The organism is Acinetobacter sp. TY2, assembly GCF_046269225.1.
Taxonomy (GTDB): Bacteria; Pseudomonadota; Gammaproteobacteria; order Pseudomonadales; family Moraxellaceae; genus Acinetobacter.
Map to the genome: position 1 here is coordinate 68466 of NZ_JBJZOR010000012.1, position 18541 is coordinate 87006.

Consider the following 18541-nt stretch of genomic DNA (forward strand, 5'->3'; position numbering starts at 1 on the left):
TAAAATACTGATGACTGAGTTATAACATGAATAAGTGCTTAAAATAAAATCAACTTAAATTTAATTCGGATACATTTTAGTAGCCATACGCTGTGCTTGTTTGCCATAAAACCACCATGTAATCAAATACAAAGGAATAGCTAAGACCAATAGTAAAATCAATATCAGGCTAATAAAGTTGGCTTGTTGCAAATACAACATAAAATTTTGCCAAACCTCTGGGTCTTTACGTGAAAATAATGCCAAACCGGCAATCACACCTAAAATATTATAAGCCCAAAAAATGAGTGTGAAGCCCAAGGTTAATTTTTTTCGTTCATTTTCACTCGGCGCACGGCGTTCTTTTTTTAAAAATAGATACAGCACAAAAATCATGGAAAACAAATAAGGAATTGCTGTTAAAATCCCTCCAAACTCTGTTGGCAAAAGGGCTGCGAGTACACCAACAATGAGAGTCATAATCAAACATAAAATAAAAAACCACAAAAAATACCGTCTTAAAGAGGTCATAAAACTTATCCAAAAAACAAAATATACAGACAGTATAGAAAATATTTCGATATTTTTTAAATTTTATGTCAACCAATTGAAACTTGTTGTCGTTATATATGCATAAGGTTCATAAAAGTCATTTTTATTTGCACCGGCATCCGCAAATAAGCCTGACAACCTTGACTCCCTGAGCTATAAAATCCATACGATGTGGATACGATTTGGAACAGCAGTCCAAATCCTAGATCACAAAGTATTTTGGCCGACGATTTACTCATCACTCGAATCGTCGGCTTTATTTTGCCTTTTTTTTGAAATTTAACACCCATTTTAAACATATCAAATACAATTCCTCATCACCTTATTGGTAGCAAAATGACATACTTCATCAAAATAGTGAGGTAAAATAAAAATGAAAAATATAATGACTCAATCTATCCATTTGAAAAAATACTTTATTTCTCATAACCACATTCCTCACAAAAAGATCAGCAAAAAAACACATTGTCTTTTTTCTACGCTTTTGCTCGGTTCAGTTTTATCTATTTCCCATAATGCCAATGCTGAAGGTCATAATGCTCAACCCAATTATCCTTATTTCATTACTACACAACCTTTAAATATCAAAAATATCGCTGTACCCATAGGAACAAAACTGACCTACGAAATTACCTATTTCAAAAAAGGACAACAACAAAAACCGCTTTCTGAAGAAAAACTGACAACGATTGATTTTCCTGAAGGTTCAACATTCATTTGGGGTGGTGTACCTATTTATTCTATTAATAAATTTTTTAACTCTGAAATGACGGGATATAGCGTTTATGCGGATTTATCAAAGCTCAATGCTCATAATCAATCACAATTTTCAAAATTATGGGATAGCTGTAATGATAACTTAGGCATTACTGTACAAAATAGCAATGATTGGTCTTTCAATAAAAAGAACATTCTTGATGTCGAAAGTTGTAGCGTGAACTATCAACGCTATTTCAAAGAAAATTCAGAGCAACAAAAATTTTTAGATAAGCTGTATCAAGCATTACAAAATGTACAAGTGAAATAATAAAAAAATAACGTTTAAATGAAGAATTTTCACAATTTATAAATGGCTATTTTGTGAAGTAATTTTAAAAAAAATTCTAATTAACATGTCTAGACCATAAGGATAAATATTGATAATGAATTTTAATCACTTATCAAAAAAATAATTTAAATAATTAAAAAACAAAAACTTAATAACTATTTAGGCTTTAAAATTTGATACAGCTATAGTATAAATATTAGCCTTGAGTGGACAAACACCTAAAGAAAATTTTATAATTTCTAATAAATATTCAAAAAGTTACTTTGAGCCATTAGCAACACGTTTTGTCAAATTAACCCCATAAAAAATTTATAACTTAAAAATAGGTATCTCATCATGCCATTCCCAATTGAAGAACAATACATCGTTATCGCCGAACAAGAATTAAACTACAGATTCCCTTCATCCTTTAGAAATAGAATGATGCAAAATAATGGTGGAGAAATTGAAATTCGAGAAGATATTTGGCATATCTTTCCTTTTTTTGATCAAGCTGATATTAAGAGAAAAATGCGGACGTATAGCAATATTATCTTTGAAACTCGCCAAATAAGAAAATGGGCAGGCTTTCCTGAGCAAGCCATTGCATTTGCTCAAAATGGAAATGGTGATTACCTTATTTTTCTGCCTAAAAATACGCTTTCGAGTGAACATGCAGAACCTGTGTTTATTTGGTTTCATGGTACAACCGAAATTAAAAAAATTGCTGATGATTTTCAAGTACTTTTATAAGTTTAAAATCAATCATATTACCCATATAAACCGATATAAATTGTCATTGTACTTTAAGCAAAGCCGTGTCAAATAAATAAAACGTGTTAAATTACCTTGAGCATTTCAAATACTTGAGTTCTTATGACTGTACGTTTTTTTCATACTTCTGATTGGCATTTAGGACAATACTTTCATAGTCACTCACGCCAATTTGAACATGAACAGTTTTTAGCTTGGTTACTTATACAAATCAAAGAAAAACAACCACATGCCTTACTCATTGCTGGTGATATTTTTGATGTTATTAATCCTGCTTCGGCGGCACAAAAACAACTCTACCAATTTTTAGCCGATGCACACGACATCGCACCACACATGCAAACACTCATGATTGCTGGTAACCATGATTCAGGCTATCGCATTGAACAAGTCGAACCTTTACTTGAAAAATACAATGCTAAATCTGTGGGTGTAATTCATAAAAATGACGATGGTCAAATCAATTTGGATCATCTCCTTATTCCCATTACCAATGAACAGCAAAAGACTGTGGCTTGGTGCTTGGCTCTTCCCTTTCTACGCTCGTCTGAAATAACAGGCTTAAATGAGCAAACAACAAACAGTCAAAATGCCATTGCTTATGTACATCAACAGCTCATTTCTGAAGCCAAGCAACGTAAAACGGATGATCAAGCGCTGATTCTGATGTCACATGCGCACATGCAAGGCAGTGAAACTTCTGAATCTGAACGCCCAATTATTATTGGCAACGAAGAAGCCTTATCGACAGCATTATTTGATGATGTGATTGATTATGTCGCACTCGGTCATTTACATAAACCACAAAAAGTTGGACAAGCGCATATTCGCTATAGCGGTTCGCCCCTACCACTCTCTTTTAGCGAAATTAACTATAAACATCAGATTATTGAAGTCACCATTGATCCAATTCAAACAGATGAATCTCGTTTTACCTTTGAGCCAATTTACATACCCCGACCAATCAAACTGCATAAAATTGCAGGAGAATTAACCGATGTTCTTGCACAGATTCAAACATTAGCTGAAGGTGAAATTACCGAGATTGATCAGCGTGAATTTGTGGATATTGAATACTTTACCCTTGTACCACCGCCACCGAATTTACGCCAACACATTGAAGAAATTATTCCCAAAAATCGTTATCGAATTGTACGAATTTTCCGTAAGCGCCTTGTCACCGACCATCAAAATGACGCTGCAACTTCAGTTCATTTAGAGCCGCCAACACCTAAAAAGTTGTTTCAGCAAATTTGGCAAAAACAAGGCTATTCAAATGATGATGCTGTACTCCAAGACTTTTTAAGTTTGATACAAGAAGCAGAAAAATCACTTGAAGATGAGCGTGAAGCATAAGGATTTAACATGAAAATTTTATCAATTCGTATTAAAAACCTAGCATCACTTGCAGGTGAACATTTTATTGATTTTGAGGCTGAACCTTTAGCTTCAGCAGGTTTAATTGCTATTGTTGGAAAAACTGGAGCAGGAAAATCGACTATTTTAGATGCAATGTGTCTTGCACTCTTTAATAGAATTCCACGCTTGAAAGACAGTGATGGTAAGCTTCAAGATATAGATGGCTCAGAACTACCAACTAACTCACCTTTAACCGTACTTAGACGAGGAACAGCACATGGTTTTGCCGAACTAACCTTTGTCGCACAAGATCAAAAAATCTATTTGGCACGTTGGGAGCTAAAACGTTCACGTGAAAAAGCTGACGGAAAACTACAGAGTGTGCAACGCTATTTAAAATGTATTACCGATGGTGTTACCGTTGCAGACAAAACTAAAGCTGTTGACATCAGCATTCAAAAAATCACACAACTCAGTTTTGAACAATTCACACGAGCGGTACTCTTAGCACAATCGGAAGTGACTGCATTTTTAAAAGCACGTGACAATGAACGTGGCGAGTTACTTGAATATCTAACAGATTCTGCAATTTTTGCCAAAATTGGACAATTAGCATTTGAACGAACAAAAGCTGTAGCTTCAAAACGTAAAGAATTGGAAAGCTTCCTCGGCAATGTTGACATACTAAGCGATGAACAAGTCACTGAATTAAATCTTCAATTTAACCAAGTTGATACTGACTATAAAAAATTTGAAACTGAAAAAATACAACTTGAGCAACAACGACAATGGTTTGAACGTCAGCAAAAATTGCATATCGACATTGCTACAAAACAACAGGCTGTCGATAAAAATCAAAAAATACAGCAAGATTTAGCCTCAGAACGTACACAATTGGCTCGTTTAGAGGTTTTTTCTGAAATTCGGTCTCAGGTCGATCAACAACAAGAATTAGTCAAAATAGCACAACAACTTGTACCTAAAATCCAAAAGCAACAATTGAATTTTGATACCTTACAAACTCGTTTTGATGCCGAAAAAACTGACTTCACACAAGCTGAAGATGCACAAACTCATGCACATCAATTTGAACATGAACACCGCGAAGCCTTAGATCACATTCGTACTTATATGCAAGAGCGTGAATTTATTGGTAAAACATACAAAAGCATTCAAAATAAAATTTTAGCTTTAACTAATGATGAAAAACCCCTCACGACTGAATCTGAATCACTTCAGCAAAATCACGAAAAGCTTACGGGGCAACTGACTCAAATTCTGCAACAACTCGAAAGTACAAAACAATTTTCAAATCTTGACCAAAGCTTAACAACACATCTACATCAGTTAAAACAATTTATTCCGCAGTATCAAAAAATTGAAGATGAACTTGGACAATTCGTTCAGGCAGAGCAGCAACTTGCTGAACAAAAAATACAGTTAGCACAGTCAATAGCGCAAGTCGGTACAGTCGATCAAATTGAGCAGAAGATGACGAGCATTCGTCTGCAACGTGATCAATTTTTTCAGCAGCATACGAAATTAGATTCAATTCAGCAAAAACTCACCCATTTTTTTGATCTAAATAATGAAACTGTGCAGTGGCATGACAAACTAGCGACCACAACTGTAGAATGGCAAAGTGTGAAAAATAAAGCGATCGAAGCAGAACAGCTCTTTCAATCTGCAAAAAATGAACGCTTAAAATTACATGCTATTTTGCAACAACAACGTCTATTACATGCTGAAAATGTAGAAAATTTACGTACACAATTACACGATGGTGAACCTTGCTTTGTTTGTGGCAGCACGTCTCATCCTTTTAAAATGGATGATTCTGCGGTATCAAAAGCTTTGTTTGAATTACATCAACAACAAGAACATCAAGCTACTGAAAACGAACAGCGCCACTTAAATATATGGCAAAACATTCAGGAAAAACAAACTCAACTAAATACGCAAGTTGAGCAATTTACGAATACGATTCAGACACTTACTGACAAAAAGATGGCTGTGCAATCTGCTTTAATTCAGCAAACAGAGTCTATTAACATTCAGCTCAATCTCACTCAATCTCAGGCAGAAATAAATACACAATTTCATATTTTTACTAAACAATTTGAGAAGGATTTACAACAGTGTGATGTACAAACGTTGCAACTCAATCAAAGTATTAAACAGCAACAGCAACTTACGCAACAAATTCAAAAGACCGAACATCTACTACAGTCCGCTCAGAACTTACAGATGCAGGTTCAATTCATTGTAGATTGTCTAAGTTTAGATGAGCAGCAACAATGGCAACAGCATAGTAGCCAAACAGCGCAACTCATTTTGGCACGTTTAAATACACGTGTTTTACAGCGTGAACAATTACAATCGGTAGAGCAACAGCTTGAACTCAATATTCAACAAGCAAAGACCAATCAATTACAGCTTGAGAATATACAAAAATTCATTGTTCAAGAACGACACAATGCTGAAATAAAAAAACAGGAAGGAATTGATAATACTGAAAAAGCATCGACCTTAATTTACAAAATATCGGGCGTTCAAGCGGATAAGCCACAAGAGTGGTTGGCGGAATATGATACTCAAAAACGTCAAGTGCAACAAAACTATCAAGTGTTAAAACAAAGTTTTGAATCACTACGTCATCAATTTGAACATGATAAAAATCAGCTTGATCAACTCAAAGTACAAGTCACACAAAACCAAGAGCATTCTGTGAACATCAATATAAATATTGAGCAATGGCTCAATCAGCATAGTAATTTCCAAATGCAGGATTTAAGTGAATTGGCACAAGTCAGCCCTGCACAAGAACAACATATTCGTCAGCAATTACAAACGGCTGAGCATTTATTAACTGAAGCCCTTAGCGCATTTAAAACCATGCAAGAACTGTTGGCTCAACATCTGCAACATCAACCTGATATTGATCTGACGCAGTTACAGCAATTGATTGTACAAAATACTGAAAGCCTTAAATCACAGTTGGAAGTTCGAGATAGCTTCAAACTAAAACTTGAGCTACATCAGCAGAATATTGCCAAGCAAAAACAATTTGCGGATCAAATTGCTGAGGTTCAAGTTGAGGAGCATCGATGGAGTAAAATTTCAGGCTTAATGGGTGATGCCAACGGTAAAAAATTCCGTGATTATGCACAACAATACAACCTTGATATTTTGCTCGAACATGCCAATCAGCAACTTACGATGTTGTCACAGCGTTATACTTTAAAACGCCTAGATGACTCACTCAGCCTTGCCATTATTGACCATGATATGGATGGTGAAACACGTTCTGTAGCATCACTTTCTGGTGGAGAGTCGTTCTTGACTGCCCTCGCTTTGTCACTTGCAATTGCCAATATGGCATCGGGTAGCACGAAAATTGAAAGCCTATTTATTGATGAAGGTTTTGGAACACTTGATGCATCGAGTCTGCATATGGTCATGAATGCACTCGATCAATTACAGAATCAAGGACGCAAAGTCGTATTGATTTCACATATTCAAGAAATGCATGAACGCATTCCTGTACAAATTCAGGTACGCCCTTTAGGTGCTGGCGCAAGCACCATTGAAGTCGTCAACTAACAGTTAGTTTATGTTTAGCTAAATAGGGCTTTCTACAGTAGAGCCCTATTTTATCTCAATTAAATAGGAGTAGAATTATCTAATGATCCGCTTTTAGGCATATTGATTTTGGCCTTTTGACATAACTCACTTGCTAAATTCAATTCACTTTGAACACTGTTTAAAGTGGCAGCGACCATTCCACCTTCTAACTAGGCATCAACCTGTTTTCCATACTGCGTATTACTTTCAAGTATAGCGATCAGATTTTCATAATACACATAAACTGGAAATCAAATTTCTACACTTTCATCTAGTTTTCCCCCAAGCATCAACTGCTTCTTGTAATTCATCATTGATAAAATTCTAATTTTTTATAAATTTTTCAAATGTCGCATGTGGAGCAATTTCAAATTTAAACTGATCAGGACTTATCTTGGTAAAAGCATTTGAAAAAATATTGACTGAATTTAAACTTTAAATAAAACATGCATAGTGTCATTAATCTTTTCATTTTTAGATTTTATTAAAATATTTATAAAATTCATCGAAAAAAATGAATTGAAAATTTAGTTTCCAATTCATTTAAGTGAGCCGAACAATAAACCACTATAACAAAACATGAAGCAGTTAATATTCTGTTTTGAAATTATTAAATCAACACAAAATAGCGCTTCTAAAATTAGTCCCGATCTTTTGGAAAAGCATTCGGTGGTGGTGCATATTTATTGCTTGATTGCGCTTCAACTTCAGGTACTTTCAACTCATAGACTACTGTACCAATAATCCCTGTATTTCGAATTGAACCATTATCTGAATTCGCAGCATAGGAGTCTTTCGGTTTACTAAAGGTAAAAGAAGCAACAGCATTTTCACTTTTACGGAAACCTTCAATAGTCAATTCATCATGCGGATGCAAAACATAACCCGAATGACTACGTGATGCCTCACTTCCATCAATGACATCAACCCCATCAACGCTACTGACAATTTCAAAGGTTTTGCCTGTATTATTCTCATAATGCAATTGATAGCTTTGACCTTGCTGACCACGTAAATAATAACGCTGTCCAACACGATATAACGCCAATTTATCACCATGATCATCAACTATAGAGAAACTAATTTTACCCGCAGCAATAGAAATCGATTTTACTTCACGACCTTTATAGGCTTTGTCAGCGTACTGTACCAACGTTTCTGAAAGTGGCGTATTTGACTTACGTTTTAAATCAATTTCGGTCACATGAGAATCAATTTCATCTCCCCAACCTGTACCAAGTTTTTCATCTTTAGCAACACTATTATTGGCAACCTGATTAGCAGCTTCTGCATTGGTCACTTCTGTTGTCATTTGTGATGAACGTTCTTCTGCCTTTTGTGAACATGCCGAAAGCACAAATCCAAACAATAAAAAGAACAATAAATATAATTTTTTCATAAGCTATTCCTTTGGAATCATTATTTTAGGTATAGAAGTTCTTCAGAATATTTTAGCATTCACATTCTGAGGATTTTAGAGGAACTTAGACTATTATCAATTCTGAGACTAACGCTGACTTATGTATCTTGCTATGAGATATTTTTTATTTTTTGTAATAATATAACACTGATTAAAAAACGCTGATTCACCATCAACGTTTTGATAATTTATCTATAAAACGATCAAAATAGCATGAAAATTAACGCATTGGTCTGAGCGTTAAAATTTGTTCACTGCGTCCAAAAGGCCCCTGTGTGTCATGTAATACCGCACTCGATAAACCAATACCATCTGCACCATATTGCTGAACAACCTCTAAGCCTAGCCATTCACCTTGTGGTACACGGTATAAATGAATCTGTAAGTCTAAATTTGGAAAACCCCAATCTAAAGGACGAGTTTGTCTTGGTACTGTTCCATTTGCCAAATCAACCAAACTCAAAATACGTGCAAAATCAGTCGTTTTCTCATCCTGAATAAGTTCTAATGGACTACGAAACCACACCATCCCTTTGCCTTGTCTATGCCCCGCTGTACGTGCTTCAACGGTACGAATATATCCACCCTCCCACTGATACATTTCATCAAACTTTGGTAAATTCTCAGGGAAACCTTCGAGTCTATTTTCAATTGGAATGTGTAATTGATCCTCAAGTCCTTGAATAGCAGTCGTATCTTGCTGATGCATACGCCAACTGCGACAAACCACTAAGGTTTTACCTTTACTCTGCATTTTTGACTCAATCAATTCGATGGTTTTTCCTGCTCGAATCACTTGCGTATGAATAGAAAATTCACCTTGCTCAATCAAGCCAAAAATATCGAGACTAATACGTCCAATCCGCATATTATCCCGAGGCATAAATTGCTCTTGCTCAGCACATAACAACCCCGTTACTGGTGCCATATGCTGTTCATTTGGATTCCATGCTCCTTGTACATACACTGTCGATTGATAATGACTAATGACGGTTCCATCTGCATCGGTCTGTCGCTTCAATAATTGGTAATACGCTGACATATCCTTTTCACTCTTGTTTTCTTCACAATCAATGTATTCTTAACCATTGTTTGTACTGAAAATCGGTGGAAAAGTCTAATAATTGCTTTCAAAATGATCTGTTAAGTTCAGTTTTAAAAACATCATAAATAAATTAACGACAGCTATGATCAAATGATTGGATAATCTCGTTTACCAAATAATGCTGTCCCAACTCGAACAATACTCGCTCCTGCTGCAATTGCATCTTGCATATCCGCTGACATGCCCATGCTGAGCGTATCCCAATCTTCAACTTGAGTATGTTGATCTCGTACTTTTTCAAATAATGCTTGAGTATCTTTAAATGCATGAACATTTTCAGGTGCAGGAATAACCATCAAACCACGTAAGCGAATATTTGGAAGTTGACTGATATTTGCAACTAAGTCTGCAACTTCATCAGGCTGACAACCGTCTTTAGAATCTTGTGCATCAATATTCACTTGAATACAAACATTCAACTTAGGTAAGTTTTCATCACGCTGTGCAGATAATCGCTCGGCAATGATCAAACGATCTACGCCATGTACCCAAGCAAAATTTTCTGCTAAAGGTTTAGTTTTATTACGTTGAACATGACCAATAAAGTGCCATTCAATATCAAGGTCTTTTAAAGTATCAATTTTATCTAAGGCTTCTTGCAAGTAATTTTCACCAAATGCACGTTGCCCTGTCGCATACATCTGCTGTAAAACATGAGTTGCTTGGGTTTTCGACACCGCCAAAAGTTGAACACTTTTAGGATCACGATTGGATTGTTCGCAGGCAGTTCGAATTTGCGCGAGTACCTGATTACGGGCTTGGTTCAAATCATTCATTGACGGATATCTCATTTCAGCAATTTTTTCAGCTTAGAATTAATTAAATGTTGGTTAAGCTGAGCGATACCTTATATTATGCAATAAAACAAATAAGCAAAAACCTTCTTTGGGGAAATTATGGATATTACTGAATTATTGGCTTTCTCAGTTAAAAACGGTGCATCAGACTTACATCTTTCAGCGGGTATGCCACCCATGATTCGTGTTGATGGTGAAGTACGCCGTATTAACCTTCCTGCCCTTGAACATAAAGATGTCCATCGTCTCATTTACGATATCATGAATGATAAACAACGACGTGACTTTGAAGAACTCCTTGAAACGGACTTTTCATTTGAAATCCCGGGCGTAGCTCGTTTTCGTGTCAACGCATTCAACCAAAACCGTGGTGCCGGCGGTGTATTCCGTACCATTCCATCAAAAGTTTTAACCATGGAAGATTTGGGTCTAGGTCAAATCTTTAAAGATATCTGCGATTATCCACGTGGGATTGTTTTGGTCACAGGCCCTACAGGTTCGGGTAAATCAACCACGCTTGCAGCCATGATTGACTATATTAATGACAATCGCTATGACCATATTTTGACGGTCGAAGATCCTATCGAATTTGTACATCAATCTAAAAAATGTCTAATCAACCAACGTGAAGTCCATCGTGATACACATGGCTTTAATGAAGCACTACGCTCAGCACTGCGTGAAGACCCTGATATTATCTTGGTCGGTGAGATGCGTGACCTTGAAACCATTCGTCTTGCATTGACGGCAGCAGAAACGGGTCACCTTGTATTTGGTACGCTACATACGACCTCTGCGGCAAAAACCATTGACCGTGTAATTGACGTATTCCCTGCTGAAGAAAAAGATATGATTCGCGCTATGTTATCTGAATCATTACAAGCCGTTATTTCACAAACGCTATTGAAAAAAACGGGTGGCGGTCGTGTAGCTGCACATGAGATTATGATTGGTGTTCCTGCCATTCGTAACTTAATACGTGAAAATAAAGTTGCACAAATGTATTCTGCGATTCAGACTGGTGCAAACTATGGTATGACTACACTAGATCAAAGTTTAAAAACATTGGTTTCAAAAGGTGTAATCAGCCCTCAAGCAGCACGTACCGCCGCAAAACAACCAGAATCATTCTTATAATAATTTAGCGTTCTTGGGGGAGTAAAAGATGGACTTTAATGACTTACTGAACATGATGATTGAACATCAGGCATCGGACTTATTTGTCACTGCCGAAGTTGAACCATCAATGAAAATAAACGGGCAAATTATGCCTGTTGCCAAAACAAAACTATCAGGTGAAGTAGTTGGTCAGTTGGTGAACTCAATTATGAGTGACAAACAACGTAAAGAATTTGCCGATACGCGTGAATGCAACTTTGCAATCATGAATAAGGATAAAACTGCACGTTTTCGTGTCAGTGCATTTCAGCAACGTGATGAACCAGGAATGATTCTGCGTCGAATTGAAACCGTCATTCCAACACCTGAGCAATTAAAATTACCACCAATTTTGAAAGATTTGGCAATGACCAAGCGTGGCATCATTATTTTTGTTGGTGCGACGGGTACAGGTAAATCAACGTCTTTGGCTTCACTGATTGGTTATCGCAATCAGAATTCTAAAGGTCATATCATTACCATTGAAGACCCGATTGAGTTTGTGCATCAACATGCGGGCTGTATCATCACACAACGTGAAGTTGGAATTGATACCGACTCATTTGAAATTGCGCTGAAAAATACACTACGACAAGCACCTGACGTGATCTTGATTGGGGAGATTCGTTCTCGTGAAACAATGGACTATGCCATTGCCTTTGCAGAAACAGGTCACCTTGTATTTGCAACCCTACATGCGAACAACGCCAACCAAGCCATCGACCGTATTATTCATTTCTTCGAGTCAGATCGTCATAGCCAACTGTTCATGGACTTGTCACTGAACTTAAAAGCAATGGTTGCACAGCAGTTAATTCCAACGCCTGATGGCAATTCACGTCGTGCGGCAATTGAAATTCTCATCAACTCTCCATTAATTTCAGATTTAATCCGTAAAGGTGAAGTCCATGAAATTAAAGATTTGATGAAGCGTTCTCGTGAACTCGGCATGCAGACCTTTGACCAAGCATTGTTTGATTTGTATAAGTCTGGTCAAATTACCTATAAAGATGCATTGAAACATGCAGACTCACCAAACGACTTGCGTCTACAAATTAAATTAGATGAAGAAGGTGGTTCTCAATTGTTAAATTCCGGCAGTAAATTGACTTTTGATGGCCAATAATACAAAAAGTACTTGTAAGTATTGAAGTCACAAAAAGGCGCTAAATTAATTTAGCGCCTTTTAATTTGTTGTATTTATGTGATTTTATTTTTTACGATAAGCTTCCTGACATTCAGCAGAATCGCAATAACCATACAAATTCAAAGAGTGACCTGTTAGGGTAAAACCAAATTTATCTGCAACATCATGCTGTTCTTGCTCAATCGTATCATTTGTAAATTCAACGACTTTACTGCAATTTAGACATACAAGATGGTCATGGTGATCGTCCTGCATGATTTCAAAAACAGAATGATTGTTTTCAAAATGATGGCGTTGAATAATCCCCGCCGCTTCAAATTGCGTTAACACACGATATACTGTTGCAAGACCAACATCTTCCCCTTGCTCCAGCAATGTTTTATAAATGTCTTCCGCGCTCAAGTGATGTTGTTTTGAATTTTCCAATAATTCCAAAATCTTGATTCGTGGTAAAGTAACTTTCAGTCCAGCTTTGCGTAAGTCCTGATTTGAAATAGCCATATAAAAAGGTCTCTCAACAAATTTTAAGTTGGAATATGAAACAGAGTTGAGATGCAGTATGATCTATCCGTGGATCAAATGCATCATAATTAATTTGGGATAGTGTAGCAAAATGCAAAAAATCATGCTGACGTTATTCGTCGCTTCATTGCTTGGTGGGTGTTCTGTTCTTGGAGTATATAAAGTTGATATTCCACAAGGTACACCATTAACTCAGGCACAAGCTTCAAAAGTTCAAATAGGCATGACTTACCAGCAGGTTCGTTTTTTACTGGGCAGTCCAACAATAACAGATCCTATGAATCCTTTACGCTGGGACTATATCTACAACTATATTCCGGGAACCTATGCTAAAAAAGCTAAAATTCCAGCAGCACATGGTCAACATTTAAAAATATTCTTCAATGAAACGGGTATCGTGAATAAGATTGAAGGTTTAGAAACAATTCCTGAATCTCAACCAGGCTTACCGTCATCGAAAGAAGCCATTTTAAATGCGCCCCCACTATAGCCACTTTAAAATAAAAGAAAACCCCTCTTTGAGGGGTTTTCTTTATTGATATAATTGTTTAAAGCGATTGCCTCGACAATAGCGACTGACTGGGTTAGCTGCAGCCCGTTTACGACGAATATCTTTAGGGTTGATGGTCAATGCACGATAAATCTCAACCCGATCCCCTGCTTGTAGTACTTGAGTCTGATCAACAACTTTGACCCCAAAAATGCCACAATTCAATACTTCAGGTAAAGTTGTCTTGTCTTTCAGCTGGCTTTTTGCAATTGCATCAGCCACTGTCATACCAGATACGAATGGTACTTCAATATGAAACTGCTGCTCTACGCTTGCGTACGCCACCCAAACCTTTTGCATCTGTCTAACCTGTATTTGCTCAGTCATTAGATCAATTGCCCAATATAAGCCACGAGTGCCATCACAATCGACAATGGCAACACAATACGCACCGCAATACGCCAAATGTTATAAAACACTTCATTGCTAAAATTCATAGCTTTACGTAAATGGCTAATCTTCATAATCCAACCGACAAAAATGGAATAGATCAAGCAAATCACTAAGCCCCAAATCATCAACAATGGATTAAAGATATTGACCAATTGTGGAATGCCCCAAATGAGCAATGCCACTAAAAGCACAATAAATTGGATCGGCAATGCAATACGACGTTGTATAAATTGCTCTTTGGCAAGGCTGAGCAACAATGCTGCACTAAATACTGCCGCAGCAAGCGCGCTATAAGCGGGAATGGCGGAGGATACAGCGAAGAAGCCAAATGCAACAACTGCGAGTATTTGTGCAAACCACACAGGTAAAACTGAACCTGTCGCGCGATCAGCAACTTGTACTTGAGCAAGTTGACTCTGTGCATAAATACCCAAACCTAAACCACTTGCAACCAAAGCTAAAATCGTTGCCTTGCCCCATTCACCAAATTCAACTGGCGTGACATGCCAAGGCTGTAAATTTGTCCCCATGACATTGGCAATGACAAAAGATGCAATGACACTGACTGCAGTCAAAAGCACTAGGATTTGACGATTTAAAAATGACAAACCACATGCAATCACTGCGCCAGTCAAAAATACAATATGTGTACTCATGTTAAGTTGCGTACTTTGTACAACTGTTTGTGCAATATTAAATAAAATACCACCCGCCAAAAATGGGATAAATACGGCGGATAACCAACCGACGATACGCCATTTTTGTGATGCATCTGCTTCTCGTGTCAACGCAGACAATGCATTTAACACAAATGTTTTTGAGCGCTTCGCCAAAGCAATTTCTAAGTAGACCAAAGGAAGTGCAAGAATAAGCATGGTGCCAATCCATAAAATCCAAAAGTCAATTTGTCGATCAATCTGAAATCCAAGTGCTGGTGCAAGCCCTAGAATAATGATAAATGACAAACAAAATGCCATCAGCGGCGGTAACCATCGTGCCATAAAATTGTCCCGTATGACGTATTTAAAAAGTCCACCGCTATTTTGCCTTTGTCGACCATGAAAATCAAAGATTAGAAAGAAAAAAGCAAATCATCTCATCAAGATGATTTGCTACGCTGAATGTTTATTAATATTTGATTATTTTTATCTCTACGACCCTTTCATCAATTAGTCTGAATCAAATAGGTATCGAGCTTGAAATCATCCTTTATATTGTACTACATGCTATTTTTAATACTTTTAGATTTGAACAGCTTAAAATAATTCTAAGCTGTTTTAAGTCCATACATCTATTTTACGAAAAAAAGCGAGAGAACCAATTCTTACCCTTTTTCTTTTCATTTTCTTTAATAATGCCCATCATATTAATTTTTACAGCACCCACATAATCTGCATCATCATGCTGAATATGATTAATGAGCCATTTAGAAAGTACTTCGTGTAACTCTTTTTCAATAGACTTGCCATTGTCAAAATTTTCACGGTAACTTTCTATTTTCTTAATAAATAAATCGTGTACACGTTTATGTGGAACACGGTATTTGTAACCAGCTTCTTCTTGTAAACTTTCTTCGAATGTAAAATGTGACTGTGTATAATCAATAATATTATTTAAAATATCTTTTATTCGCTGACGATCTGTATTAACACCGATTTCATCAATTTCATTAATGTAATCTAAAATTCGTCTGTGCTGATCGTCAATCACATCAATACCAGTATTATATTCTGGGATCCATTTCATCTTCATACGACCGCCTTAAAAATACTAAATAAGTAAACCTTTTATCCATCATAGACAGTTAATTTATAAATAAAAATGAACCAATTTACTCGGATTTAATAAAATGCTCCATTTTAAAGCACAAGCTAATGTATTTTATGATATTTAAATTTTAATTCAGAGTAAAAGACTCAGATATTATTTAGCCAATATTATATTCCAAGCAATTTACTCTATTTTATTTCAAGAAGAATAAACTATATAAATAACATTAATATTACACTGCAAATTATTTTTTAATTTAAAGTTTATATTAAAAATAAAATACAATTAAGTCTTTTAGTTAAAATATAAAACAACTTTAAAAAATCATTTACTATATAGAAATGATGATTTTTAATATTGATCCGCTTTCGTTATTCGTTTCAATTCAGGATTTTTTTCTTCACGAATTAAACGATCAATGGTTGTCAAGGCTGTTTTAATAGGTCGACCTCCCTGAAATAAAATCATTTCACCTGGACGATAAGCTTGCCATTCTTCATTTTTTGTCAGTGGCTCAGTCGTGATTACAGCTACTCGATCGTCAGAAGTCGTCACATCACTAAAATCAACCTCAACTTCTAAGTCAATTAAACGTGCAGATTGAAATGGATACTCTCGCACAATCCAATGCAGTTTAGTGGTTGCATAACTAAATAGTGCCTGTCCATTCGATAAGCAATAATTAAACGTGCCAAACTCTGCAATTTGTGGAGCAAGTTGCTCAAGTAATGTAAAAATATCTTCTAAACTAGGTGTTTCATAACCAAATTTTTCAACAAGCTGGTCTAGTAAATAACAAAATGCCAACTCACTGTCAGTGTTACCTACGGGGGTGAAACGCCCTGTTAATGGCGGTTCAAAACCTTTTAAATCACCATTATGTGCAAAAATCCACTGACGTCCCCAAAGCTCGCGCACAAAAGGGTGCGAATTTTCTAGGGTAATTTTACCTTGGGTTGCTTTACGGATATGTGCAATCACATTACGTGATTTTATCGGATAATTACGCACAAGATCTGCAATAGGTGATTCAACTGCCGATTGATTATCGACAAATAAACGACAGGCTTTATCTTCAAAAAATGCGATACCAAAACCATCCGAATGGTCAGAAGTAATTCCCGCACGTTGTGAAAATCCACGGAAAGAAAAAGTAATATCTGTGGGTCTTGCACAGTTCATTCCAAGCAGTTGGCACATAGTCATTCATACAGCTTTATCGTTATGTGAATATTGTGCATGAGTCCTGTTCTGCTTGCAAATACCTGAACACATATCATGCGATTTTAATAGATAAATACATCAAATCACTGAGAGTAAGCCATAAAAAAGCTCATCGTGAGATGAGCTTTAAAATTTGATCAAGGATGACTTATTTTTTACTACGATTGGTAATTAGTGTTCCCACACCGTGATCAGTAAAAATTTCAAGTAATGTTGCATGCGGTACACGACCATCAACAATATGTGCACTCACAACACCACCTTTGACTGCATCAAGTGCACAACCAACTTTAGGAATCATACCGCCATAAATCACGCCTGTTTCAATCAGACGATCAACTTCTTGCGTACTCAAGCCTGTAAGTAAATTTTTATTTTCATCAAGCACACCTGAAATATTGGTGAGTAAAATGAGCTTTTCAGCGCCTAAAGCTTCTGCCACTTTACCCGCAACCAAATCTGCATTGATGTTATAAGTATTACCTGCATCATCTACACCTAATGGTGCAATTACAGGAATGAAATCACTTTGGGTAAACATTTCAAGGACATCGGTTTTTACGCCAACAACTTCGCCCACTAAGCCCAAATCAATTTGCTTCACCGAACCATCTTCTTGGATTTTTTCCATCAGTAACTTTTGGGCACGCAATAAGTTACCATCTTTACCTGTTAAACCAATGGCACGTCCACCATGCTGATTGATCAGATTAACAATTGATTTATTAACACTACCACCCAAGACCATTTCTACAACTTCCATCGTTGCAGGATCAGTCACACGCATACCGTCAATACGATCTGATTCTCGACCGAGTTGCTTGAGGAATGAATCCACTTGTGGACCACCACCATGTACTACAATCGGGTTTAAACCGACTGTTTTCAGCAAAACGATATCTCGGGCAAATGAGCTTTCCAATTCAGGATCGGTCATGGCATTACCACCGTATTTGACCACTAGCGTTTTTCCTGCAAAACGCTGAATGTAAGGCAACGCTTCTGTCAGAATCTGAGCTTTATCAATTCCGGTCTGCTGATGGGGCATGCGCCTCTCCTATTGCACCTGTTGAAGTACATATTTTGAAAAAGGATTAAAAGTCTTTTCGAGATATTTATCTTTTACAGCACATTAAACCG

The 18541-nt window shown here is 36.6% G+C and carries 17 protein-coding genes; 7 read left to right on the forward strand and 10 right to left on the reverse strand.

The annotated features are described in order from the left end of the window. Positions 1-60 precede the first annotated feature (60 nt). Positions 61-510, reverse strand: a complete 450-nt coding sequence (locus ACK1JC_RS09555) for an ABZJ_00895 family protein (RefSeq protein ID WP_409511640.1) — start codon at positions 508-510, stop codon at positions 61-63. Between the two features lie 394 nt (positions 511-904). On the opposite strand from ACK1JC_RS09555, the gene ACK1JC_RS09560 reads away from it, so the two are divergent. The 4 genes from ACK1JC_RS09560 to ACK1JC_RS09575 all read left to right on the forward strand — a co-directional run bounded on the left by ACK1JC_RS09560 (position 905) and on the right by ACK1JC_RS09575 (position 7294). Beyond that, positions 905-1558: a hypothetical protein gene (locus ACK1JC_RS09560; protein ID WP_409511641.1), complete on the forward strand. Its 654-nt coding sequence runs from the start codon at positions 905-907 to the stop codon at positions 1556-1558. A gap of 357 nt (positions 1559-1915) precedes the next feature. Then, positions 1916-2311, forward strand: coding sequence for an SMI1/KNR4 family protein (locus ACK1JC_RS09565; RefSeq protein WP_409511642.1), 396 nt, complete (start codon positions 1916-1918; stop codon positions 2309-2311). Positions 2312-2434: 123 nt separating this feature from the next. Beyond that, on the forward strand, positions 2435-3688 hold the full coding sequence (locus ACK1JC_RS09570) for an exonuclease SbcCD subunit D (RefSeq protein WP_409511643.1): 1254 nt from the start codon (positions 2435-2437) through the stop codon (positions 3686-3688). Positions 3689-3697: 9 nt separating this feature from the next. Further along, positions 3698-7294: an AAA family ATPase gene (locus ACK1JC_RS09575; protein ID WP_409511644.1), complete on the forward strand. Its 3597-nt coding sequence runs from the start codon at positions 3698-3700 to the stop codon at positions 7292-7294. Positions 7295-7955: 661 nt separating this feature from the next. Here the strand turns inward: ACK1JC_RS09575 and ACK1JC_RS09580 are convergent. From ACK1JC_RS09580 to ACK1JC_RS09590, 3 genes are all read right to left on the reverse strand, one after another. Beyond that, positions 7956-8714: a hypothetical protein gene (locus tag ACK1JC_RS09580; protein ID WP_409511645.1), complete on the reverse strand. Its 759-nt coding sequence runs from the start codon at positions 8712-8714 to the stop codon at positions 7956-7958. Between the two features lie 241 nt (positions 8715-8955). Continuing rightward, a complete protein-coding gene (locus ACK1JC_RS09585) occupies positions 8956-9777 on the reverse strand; it encodes a thioesterase family protein (RefSeq protein ID WP_409511646.1) in 822 nt (273 codons plus the stop codon). A 149-nt stretch (positions 9778-9926) separates the two neighbouring features. After that, entirely contained in the window at positions 9927-10616 is a 690-nt protein-coding gene (locus ACK1JC_RS09590) for a YggS family pyridoxal phosphate-dependent enzyme (RefSeq protein WP_409511647.1), read from the reverse strand. Between the two features lie 120 nt (positions 10617-10736). Between ACK1JC_RS09590 and ACK1JC_RS09595 the strand changes: the two genes are divergently transcribed. Both ACK1JC_RS09595 and ACK1JC_RS09600 read left to right on the forward strand, forming a co-directional pair. Next, on the forward strand, positions 10737-11774 hold the full coding sequence (locus ACK1JC_RS09595; RefSeq protein ID WP_409511648.1) for a type IV pilus twitching motility protein PilT: 1038 nt from the start codon (positions 10737-10739) through the stop codon (positions 11772-11774). A gap of 28 nt (positions 11775-11802) precedes the next feature. Then, positions 11803-12921, forward strand: coding sequence for a PilT/PilU family type 4a pilus ATPase (locus ACK1JC_RS09600; protein WP_409511649.1), 1119 nt, complete (start codon positions 11803-11805; stop codon positions 12919-12921). Positions 12922-13005: 84 nt separating this feature from the next. Here the strand turns inward: ACK1JC_RS09600 and fur are convergent, their stop codons facing one another. Further along, positions 13006-13443: a ferric iron uptake transcriptional regulator gene (gene fur / locus ACK1JC_RS09605; RefSeq protein WP_409511650.1), complete on the reverse strand. Its 438-nt coding sequence runs from the start codon at positions 13441-13443 to the stop codon at positions 13006-13008. Positions 13444-13555: 112 nt separating this feature from the next. Here fur and ACK1JC_RS09610 point away from each other — a divergent pair, with 112 nt between their 5' ends. Beyond that, on the forward strand, positions 13556-13954 hold the full coding sequence (locus ACK1JC_RS09610; protein WP_409511651.1) for an outer membrane protein assembly factor BamE: 399 nt from the start codon (positions 13556-13558) through the stop codon (positions 13952-13954). A 42-nt stretch (positions 13955-13996) separates the two neighbouring features. On the opposite strand, the gene ACK1JC_RS09615 is transcribed toward ACK1JC_RS09610, so the two are convergent. The 5 genes from ACK1JC_RS09615 to argB all read right to left on the reverse strand — a co-directional run bounded on the left by ACK1JC_RS09615 (position 13997) and on the right by argB (position 18449). Next, entirely contained in the window at positions 13997-14314 is a 318-nt protein-coding gene (locus ACK1JC_RS09615; protein ID WP_409511652.1) for an RnfH family protein, read from the reverse strand. Between the two features lie 26 nt (positions 14315-14340). Then, the gene (locus ACK1JC_RS09620; RefSeq protein WP_409511674.1) at positions 14341-15423 is read right to left on the reverse strand and encodes a hypothetical protein; all 1083 of its coding nucleotides are present in this window, start codon (positions 15421-15423) and stop codon (positions 14341-14343) included. A gap of 280 nt (positions 15424-15703) precedes the next feature. Beyond that, complete coding sequence (locus ACK1JC_RS09625) at positions 15704-16159, reverse strand: bacteriohemerythrin (RefSeq protein WP_409511653.1); 456 nt, start codon at positions 16157-16159, stop codon at positions 15704-15706. 369 nt (positions 16160-16528) lie between these two features. Further along, positions 16529-17377 carry a class II glutamine amidotransferase gene (locus ACK1JC_RS09630; protein WP_409511654.1) on the reverse strand — a complete coding sequence of 283 codons (849 nt, stop codon included), beginning with the start codon at positions 17375-17377 and terminating at the stop codon, positions 16529-16531. 172 nt (positions 17378-17549) lie between these two features. Further along, on the reverse strand, positions 17550-18449 hold the full coding sequence (gene argB, locus ACK1JC_RS09635; protein WP_409511655.1) for an acetylglutamate kinase: 900 nt from the start codon (positions 18447-18449) through the stop codon (positions 17550-17552). Positions 18450-18541 lie beyond the last annotated feature (92 nt).